The organism is Amycolatopsis sp. SID8362, assembly GCF_010550475.1.
GTDB lineage: Bacteria > Actinomycetota > Actinomycetes > Mycobacteriales > Pseudonocardiaceae > Amycolatopsis > Amycolatopsis eburnea.
In genome coordinates this window covers 1-1,133 of record NZ_JAAGNB010001096.1, presented here as the reverse complement: position 1 = coordinate 1,133, position 1,133 = coordinate 1, and the positions used below count along the sequence as shown (strand labels likewise).

The 1,133-nt window shown below is 76.0% G+C and carries 1 protein-coding gene; it reads right to left on the bottom strand.

What is annotated here, in order from left to right; translation table 11 throughout:
• Window positions 1–480: 480 nt before the first annotated feature.
• Window positions 481–1,133, bottom strand: a 653-nt coding sequence (locus G3I65_RS34025) for a DUF58 domain-containing protein (protein ID WP_160699732.1), incomplete at its 5' end; no start/stop codon positions are given.

Sequence of the window (1,133 nt, the reverse complement as noted above, 5' to 3'; positions counted from 1 at the left end):
GCGGTCACACCGCCCCCACAACCTGGTCAAGCCCCGCTGTCATTCCGCACCCCTCACCGGATTGCCCGCCCCCGCCACGGCACCCGAGTGCTCTTGGCGCCCGGGATCGGTTGCCACGCCCACCGCGGCACGCCGCCCCTGACGGCCACAGCTCGATCGGGCCCCGCCGCCACGCCCCCCGTACGCCGCTCCACCCCGCCACAGCGCCGCCGCCGATGGCATCCCATGCCACCGATTCGCCGCCACATCCCTCGCAAACCGCTGCACCCCGCTGCCGCCCCGGCGTCCGGGTGCCACCGATCCGCCGCCACTCCCCCTCGCAAGTCGCTCCACCCCGCGGCCCTTGGCATCCGACTGCCACCGATTCGCCGCCACGCCTCTCGCAAACCGCGCCACCCGCGGCGGCACGCTGACGCCCCGCGCAAGCCGCGGCCCGACCGAACCTCGCTGCACCGCTCGAAAAACCCTCCACCCCAGCCCTCACGCCGCCCCCGTCATCAGGGCGTTCCACCGCGCCGCCGCGTCGGCCGCGTCCACCGCCGTGATCTGGCCGGCGCCGGCCGCGCCCGATGGTGGCGAACCGAGGCGGATCACCGTGTCCGGGTGCCAGCGGCGGGCCGGGCCGAGGTCCGTGTCCGGGCCCGTCACCACCACGACCACCCCGCCCGGACGGCGGCCCGCCGCCAGCGGGGATGGCAGCAGCGGCGCGTCATCCACCGCGTCCTGCGTAACCAGGCACAACTCGTCCAGCACCACCCGCGCCACCCGCAGCCCACTGTCCACCGGGGTGTCCGTGCCCGTCGTCGTGATCAACCGGCAGTGCTGGCCCGCCGTCGCCGACGCGAACAGCAGGGACGCCACCACCTCGACGGCCTCCTCGAACGCCGCCGCGGTCAGCGATCGGGGCCGGGTGTCGAGCAGGACCGTGCAGCGCAGCTGCGCCGGGTCCGCGTACTCGCGCACCATGAGCCGCCCGGTGCGGGCGGAGGCTTTCCAGTGCAGGTGGCGGACTTCGTCGCCGAGGACGTACTGCCGGACCGCGCGCAGGTCCGCCGAGCCGCGCAGCGGGGGGTCCGTGATCGGCCCGTCGTGGTGGTGCCGCGGGTGGCCGGCCCGCGCCGGGCGAACCGCGT